Origin of the sequence: Spiroplasma endosymbiont of Megaselia nigra (assembly GCF_003987485.1) — a bacterium.
GTDB lineage: Bacteria > Bacillota_I > Bacilli_A > Mycoplasmatales > Mycoplasmataceae > Spiroplasma.
In genome coordinates, this window is the sequence record NZ_RCOO01000059.1 from 1 (window position 1) to 7258 (window position 7258).

At 25.6% G+C, this 7258-nt stretch carries 5 protein-coding genes and 1 tRNA gene; all 6 read left to right on the top strand.

Annotated elements, in window-relative coordinates; all coding sequences use genetic code 4:
• Positions 1–615: 615 nt before the first annotated feature.
• The 6 genes from D9R21_RS03635 to D9R21_RS03660 all read left to right on the top strand — a co-directional run bounded on the left by D9R21_RS03635 (position 616) and on the right by D9R21_RS03660 (position 7016).
• Positions 616–1320, top strand: a complete 705-nt coding sequence (locus D9R21_RS03635; RefSeq protein WP_126821141.1) for an ECF transporter S component — start codon at positions 616–618, stop codon at positions 1318–1320.
• Positions 1321–1379: 59 nt separating this feature from the next.
• Positions 1380–1456, top strand: a tRNA-Arg gene (locus tag D9R21_RS03640).
• A gap of 115 nt (positions 1457–1571) precedes the next feature.
• A complete protein-coding gene (locus D9R21_RS03645; protein ID WP_126821142.1) occupies positions 1572–2330 on the top strand; it encodes a DUF3196 family protein in 759 nt (252 codons plus the stop codon).
• A gap of 118 nt (positions 2331–2448) precedes the next feature.
• Positions 2449–3744: a trigger factor gene (gene tig / locus D9R21_RS03650; RefSeq protein WP_126821143.1), complete on the top strand. Its 1296-nt coding sequence runs from the start codon at positions 2449–2451 to the stop codon at positions 3742–3744.
• A 281-nt stretch (positions 3745–4025) separates the two neighbouring features.
• On the top strand, positions 4026–6344 hold the full coding sequence (gene lon / locus D9R21_RS03655; RefSeq protein ID WP_126821144.1) for an endopeptidase La: 2319 nt from the start codon (positions 4026–4028) through the stop codon (positions 6342–6344).
• Between the two features lie 327 nt (positions 6345–6671).
• On the top strand, positions 6672–7016 hold the full coding sequence (locus tag D9R21_RS03660) for a hypothetical protein (protein WP_241568725.1): 345 nt from the start codon (positions 6672–6674) through the stop codon (positions 7014–7016).
• Positions 7017–7258 lie beyond the last annotated feature (242 nt).

The window sequence follows — 7258 nt, forward strand, 5'->3', positions numbered from 1 at the left end:
AACATGATATAAAAAGAGTAATTAGTTCTTTAACAATTCATATTTTTCTCATTTTTCCATTTTTTTTTTACCATTATTTACACAAAATCATGGAAATAACTGGTTATTTACAGCGTTATTAACGTTAATTACGCCATTTTATTTCCATGTAAATAACCCTTACTGCCATCTATGAAATTAGCCAATACCAAATTTATAAACAAAATTTATAAAAAAAAAAAAAAAAAAATTTATTAAAAAAAAAAAAAAAAAAAAAGATACAATAGAGGCAATAACAAACAGAGAAGATATTAAAAATATTAAAATTAAAGAAAAACTTGTTAACTTAGTAAAAGAGTTAACTAGTGAAAATATATCAATTGCAAAAACTAATAAAACTACAATTTTAACTGAAGGATTTAATCGCATTATAGTTACTATAAGTTTTCCTAAAAATGAATACAATGCAACAATTGGTTTAGGAAATGTTAAACCTGAAACAGAATAAATTGTTGGATGTAAAATGCTTTGTATGAATCATATACAAAGCATTTTACATCCAACTGAATAATTTTTACAATTAGTTTTTACTTTGCTATATTTTAAAAATAATTTATAATTAAACAAGGTGATAATATGCAAACAAAAATAAAAAATTTATTTTACTTAGATACAAAAAGAATTGTGGCAATGGCAATTGTGATTGCTTTATATGTTTTATTGTCATGATTAAGTAAAATAATGAATTTAACATTTTTTCCCGTTGCTCCATTTTTAAAAATTGAGTTAACTGATTTTTTAATGTTATTATCTCTTCGTTTGTTTGGTATTATTTATGCTAGTTTTTTAACTATTAGTGTTAGTTGATTACGAATGGTTTATTTAGGTGATACTCCCATTGATGTATTTGCTTTAATGTTAGCAGATTTAATTTTTTTATTAGTTTTTTGATTAGGCGATAATTTTTTACAAAAAGGATTTAATCACTTTTTTAAAAATAATTTTTCAAAAAAAGCTGATTATTTAATTACAACAATAAATGTTAGTTTAGCAACAATTATTGCTTCATTTGTAATGACATTATTTAATTGATTATTTATTTATGACATGTATGTTCATTTCTTACATCTTCCCCACAAAACAGTACAATGATTTAAAAGTATTTTAGTACCGATAGTTATTCCTTTTAATTTATTGAAATTTACGATTAATAGTATTGTTTTTATTTTAATTTATCGTGCAGTAATTCACCTTCAAAAGCAATTTATAATAATAAAACCAACAAAAAAAGTAACAGAAGTATTACATGATTATAATATTATTGATGAAATTTATTTTTAAAAAAGCAAACTTATTTTTTTGAAAATATTCTTTAATTTATGTTATTATTTGTATGGTATGCCCACGTAGCTCAGTAGGAGAGAGCATGCGCCTTCTAAGCGTAGGGTCGGGAGTTCGAATCTCTCCGTGGGCGCCATTTTTTAAATTGTAATTAAATTAAAAACCTTATTTAATCATTTAAATAAGGTTTTATTTTTTTAAAATTGTTATAATAATATAAAAGATTGTTTTATCTAAGGAGGATTTATTAAATGCAAACACCATTAAATTATTATGATGAATTAATTAATGAAATTAAAGAATTAATTAGTAATCATAATTACAATGGTGCACTTATCAAAATTAATGATGAATTGCTGATGCCTTATATTCCTCAACAAGTTGAGAAAGTATTAACAACATTATTGCAAGAATTTAATGAAAAAATTCGAGAACAAAAGCCAAGTGAAACAACAGTTTGAACATTAGCAAAAATTAGTGATATTTTAGCGAATCCATCTGATGAGGAAACTCAATTATTAGCTTTTCAATATTTAAAAGACCAAAATTTACGACAAATTTTACCAGTAATTCGTCAATATTTTATGAATAAAAAAGTCACTGATTTTGCAAAGATTTATTTATTATACTTATTAAAAAAACAAGAAATTACAGAAATATTTGAAGTGAAAAAAACAAATGGTATTTTTCACTTGAATCCAAGTCAAATAATACCATATAAAGAAAATGAACAAGTTAAAACCATAATGAAATTATTAGACCAATGAGTTTATAATGATAATCCTAGTTTATACCATACTTGTTTATATTTGCTAGAAACATATTATTATAACTTATATCCTTATTTTTTAGAAAATAATGAAGAAAAAGCATTAACAATTGCAATTATATATCAAGGTCATCGGATGTATGGTGAAGAAATAGTAATCCAAGATCTGGCAGAACAATTTACAGTTCAAGTTGAAATAGTAAAAAAATATCTTCCTTACTTAACCCAACAAGAATTATAAAATAAATTATTATTTAGAATTAGACCAAAAAAGCAAAATAAATTAGGGAAAAAAGTTATTTAAAGTCATTCTTTTTGTTATAATAAATTATGTGCAATAATTAGTTAAGGAGTAAAATATGAAATTTAAAGCGGAAAAAATACAAGATAAAGGAATTGGAAAATGATATGTAACCATTGATGGTAAAGAATGGACAGATTATATTAAAAAAGCTGAAAAAAAAGCAGCAGAGCAATTAGAGGTTCCTGGCTTTCGAAAAGAGAAAGTACCCACTGATTTAATTAAAAAACATCTAACTGAAGCAAAAATTTTAGATGCGGCACATCATTTAGTTGTTAATAAAGCTTATAAATTTGCGTTTGATCAAAAATCAGATATTGAACCATTTTCATCACCAGTTCCAAGTGTACAAAAAATTAGTAAAACAGAGTATATCTTACAATTAGAATTTGATTTAAAACCAGAAGTTAAAATTAGTAAGTATAATGGTTTTACTGATAAAGAATTAAAAAAGACAAAAATTGAAGTTAAAAAAGAAGATATTGATGATAATATTAATCAATTGCGTAATCGTTTTGCAATTTTTAAACCAAAAACAACAGAAATTACAACTGGAGATACAGTAATTTTTGATTTTGAAGGTTTTGTTGATGAAAAACCATTTAAAGGTGGTAAAACAACAGATTTTACTTTAGAAATTGGGAGTGGTCAATTTATTCCTGGTTTTGAAGAAGCTATTATTGGTTTAAAAACAGGTGATAAAAAAGAAATTAATGTTACTTTCCCAGCTGATTATCATGTTAAAGAATTAAAATCAACCCCTGCTATTTTTAAGTTAAATATTAAGGAAGTTAAAACAAAAGAATTACCAGAATTAAATGATGAATTAGCAAAAGATGTTAATTTAAAAGGTATTGATACGTTAGCTAAATTGGAAGCGCATGTTAAAAATAATATTTATGAGCAATTATTAAAACAAGAATATGATCATTTTATTGGCCATTTATTCCGCTTAATTGCAGAAGATTCAAAGATTGCTTTACCACAATCAATTATTCGTAAAGAAGCAAATCAATTAAAACATGAGTTTGAACAAAAGTTACAAGGTCAACAAATGGATATAAAAACGTATAAAAAACGAACAGGAATGTCAGAAGAAGATATTTTTAATGAGTTATTTAAAGACGCTAAGAATCGTTTAGAAAATGGTGTTATTGTTGATGCAGTTGTTCAAAATGAAAATATTACTGCAACTGAGACAGAAATTGATGAACAATATGAAAAGTTAGGAAAACAATTTGGAATTGATGGTAAAGCATTAAAAGAAACAAAATTAGTATCCGACAAACAAGTAAAAGAACAAGTTATGCATGATAAGGTATTTGCCTTTTTATATCAAAATAATGGTGAATAGAATAAAAACTAACATTATTGTTAGTTTTTTTATATAGGAGGATAATCTGGATTAGCATGAAAAGTGCTGAATTTTCTTTCTTTTTATGATATAACAAGAAAATTATTAATTATTAAACTGGTATTCCTTAATTTTGGGGTAAAGATATAATAAACAATAGGTAAGTGCTAATTTTTTTGTTATAATTTTTGTGTAACTTAAATTTATATTGCGATATTTTTTAAAATAAGATAAGATATTGTCAATATAAGTGAAGAAAAGAAACAGGAGGTGTTTTGAAGATGGATTCAAAAATAACACAATTAAAAAATGTACCCGTTCTTGTAACACGGGGTAGTTATATTTTTCCAGGATTTGAACAAGTATTAGAGGTAGGACGAGATAAATCAATTTTAGCGGTAAATACAGCTAGCAAGGATTTTGATAATCATATTGTGTTAGTTAGTCAAAAAAAACCGTTAGAAGATAATCCAAAATTATCTGAAATTTATCGAATTGGGATTTTAGCAGAGTTAAAAATTCGTAAAGTATGGGAAGATGGTAGTCTAACAGTTAATTTTAAAGCAGTTGATCGAGTAAAAATTTTAGATTTACGCAAAGGAGAATTTTATGCTGCTGATATTGATATTTTAAAATCATTTGTTAAATCAGAAGATAAAATTGTTGAAAAATTAACAGCGAATATTAAAGAATTAATGGAATTACAAGATATTTTGCCAGAAGATTTATTAGATCAAATTGGTGATTCAGTTGATGGGAATGAAGTTGTTGATACAATTGCCCAATTTTTACCATTTATTCCAGTGGCAAAAAAACAAGAAATTATTGAAGAATTAGATGTTGAAAAAAGACTTCAAATTATTTTTGATCATTTAGTTAATAAACAACAAGCCAGTGATATTGATAATAAAATTAGCAAAAAAATTAAAGAACGAGTTGATGAACAACAACGTGAATATTACTTACGAGAAAAATTAAAAGCAATTAAAGATGAACTAGATGAATTTGATGGCGCCGCTGACGAAATGAAATTATATAAAGAACGATTAGCAAAAAAACCATTTCCAAAAAATATTAAAGAACGAATTGAACAAGAAATCACTCGTTACGAAACATTACCACAAGCATCAAGTGAATCAAATATTATTCGAACTTATATTGATTGAATGATGCAAATTCCATGATGGGAAAAAACAGAAGAAAAAAATGATTTAAAATTTGCAAAAGAAGTGTTAGATAAATATCATTTTGGTTTAGATAAAGTTAAGGAAAGAATTATTGAATATTTAGCCGTTAAAACAATGACTAAATCTTTAAAAGGACAAATTATTTGTTTAGTAGGGCCACCAGGGGTTGGAAAAACAAGTTTAGCAAAATCAATTGCTGAAGCAACAGGACGAAAATTTGTTAAAATGGCCTTGGGAGGCGTAAAAGATGAATCAGAAATTCGCGGGCATCGTAAAACATATATTGGAGCGATGCCAGGACGCATTATTCAGTCAATGAAACGTGCTGGTTCAATAAATCCATTATTTTTATTAGATGAAATTGACAAAATGGCATCAGATTATCGTGGTGACCCCGCTAGTGCAATGTTAGAAGTATTAGATCCAGAACAAAATTCAACCTTTTCTGACCACTACTTAGAAGAAACATATGATTTAAGTGATGTTATGTTTATTGCAACAGCCAATTATTATGATAATATTACAGAAGCTTTAATTGACCGAATGGAAATTATTCAATTATCATCATATACTGAATTGGAAAAATTCCATATTGCAAAAGATTATTTAGTTCCAAAAGTATTAAGTAATAATGGTTTAGCAGATGGACAATTAATAATTACTGATGATGCAATTAATGAAATAATTAAATATTATACGCGTGAAGCAGGAGTTCGTCAGTTAGAACGAGATTTAAATGCTGTTGCACGGAAATTTATTGTTAAGTTCTTAAATAAAGAAATGGTTAATTTAAAAGTTAAACCAGATACTGTTAATGATTTATTAGGTAAACGTCGTTTTGAACATACCAAAAAAGAAAAAGAATCACAAGTTGGAGTTGTAACAGGATTAGCATATACTCAATTTGGTGGTGATATTTTACCAATTGAAGTTAATAGTTTCTTAGGAAAAGGTTCATTAGTGTTAACTGGAAAATTAGGTGACATAATGAAAGAATCAGCATCAATTGCGTTAGACTATGTAAAAGCAAATTCTGGCAAATTTAACATTGATCCAAAATTCTTTGAAACACATGATATTCATATTCATGTTCCAGAAGGAGCAGTACCAAAAGATGGACCATCAGCTGGAATTACCTTAACAACAGCAATTATCAGTGCTTTAAGTAATCGTCCAGTATCGAAAGATATTGGAATGACTGGTGAAATTACTTTACGAGGACAAGTCTTACCAATTGGTGGCTTACGAGAAAAATCAATTTCTGCCAACCGTAGTGGTTTAAAAACAATTTTAATTCCACATAAAAATATTAAAGATATTGAAGATATTCCAAAAGAAGTGCAAGAAACATTAAATATTATTCCAGTTGGAACATATGATGAAGTTTTCAAAAATGTTTTTGGCACAAACTAATTTTTAAAATGTATCAAATTGATACATTTTTATTTTCTTTGTTTTAACTCTAAATTGACAAAATAATTTAAGTATAGTAGTATGTTGTTGTATATGATTTAAAAAATAGTTTTTTAAAGTACATGGCTTATATTTGTTAGTCCTTAATAAATATAATAATGATAAAGGGTAAAAACTATGCGTGCTATGGTAAAAGTTGAAAAATTAGTAAAAAAAATTCTAAAAAATACAAGAAAACACATTAAAAAACTTGCAAGAGCATTAGGTTTTAGTAAAAAGCAATCAGTACAAATTGCAACAAAAAACACACATAATTTAATATAAACAATGGAAAGTTATCGAAAAATTACTGATTCAGAGCAAAATTTAAATTTTGAACCAGGTTTTTTAACTAATATATCTTGAACTTTTTTAAATAATGATAGTACTAAAGATGAAGATGGTTATGAAATTTCGATTAAATTAAATGATGAGCCAATTTATGAATCAATTTATGAGGCAATTCCTGAGCCAATTTATGATAATATTCCATCTTCTAAAAATGAACCAATCTATGATTATTTACCACCAGCAAAACCAGTTCCAGAATTAAGAAAAGAAACAATTATTACAGTTCCAAAGTTAGATTCAACAAAAGTTAGCGATGTGTATAAAAATATCACAGAAAATTAAAATGATGCAGTAGAAGAAAATACTGTTGAAAGATAAAATGATAAACTAAAGTAAAATCTTTGAATAATATTATTTTTATTTTAGCCATTTAATAACAATGTTTTAAAATAATTTTATTTAAAAGATTTTTTATTTTTTATGTTTGTAAATTGTAAATGCAAATGTAGCACTTTATTGAAAAAGAATAAAGTGCTTTTTATTTTGTAAAAAATACTTATATTTATTGGATTAATCGTTAGATA